This is a genomic window from Acuticoccus kandeliae (genome assembly GCF_003073115.1).
The window spans coordinates 1-656 of record NZ_QBBV01000024.1 but is presented as its reverse complement, the minus strand read 5'-3'; the positions used below and the strand labels follow the sequence as shown (position 1 = coordinate 656).

General features: G+C 74.2%; 1 protein-coding gene. It reads left to right on the top strand.

The annotated features are described in order from the left end of the window. Nucleotides 1-52: 52 nt before the first annotated feature. Nucleotides 53-656: RNA polymerase sigma factor SigE (gene sigE / locus DBV35_RS29105; protein WP_108663919.1), on the top strand; the 604-nt coding region annotated here is incomplete at its 3' end.

Genomic DNA, 656 nt, shown 5'->3' with positions numbered 1-656 from the left:
GGCCGATCGACACCACGACACGGTCGCGACTCCACGGAGGTGCCCCGCCCCGATGTCCGCCCCTCGCGCAACCGACGACGCCCCGTTCCGGGACGCCGCCGCCGGTACCCGCCCCGGTGAGGGTGCCGACTGGACCCCGCCCACCTGGGACGAGGTCGTCCGGGAGCACGCCGATCGCGTCTACCGACTCGCCTACCGCCTGTCCGGCAACCAGCACGACGCCGAGGACCTCACCCAGGAGACCTTCATCCGGGTGTTCCGGTCCCTGGCGTCCTACAAGCCGGGCACCTTCGAGGGCTGGCTGCACCGCATCACCACGAACCTGTTCCTCGACATGGTCCGCCGCCGCGCCCGGCTGCGGATGGAGGGCCTGCCCGAGGACACCGACCGGCTCCCGGGCGGCGGCCCCGAGCCCGAGACCGTGTTCGCGATCAACCACCTCGACCCGCACCTGCAGGCCGCGCTGGACGAGCTGCCCCCGGACTTCCGGGTCGCCGTCGTCCTCTGCGACGTCGAGGGCCTGTCCTACGAGGAGATCGGCGCCACCCTCGGGGTGAAGCTCGGCACCGTCCGTAGCCGCATCCACCGGGGCCGGACCGCGCTGCGGGCGTCGCTGGAGCGGCACCGCGCGGCCGCGGCGGAGGAGCAGGCGGGGG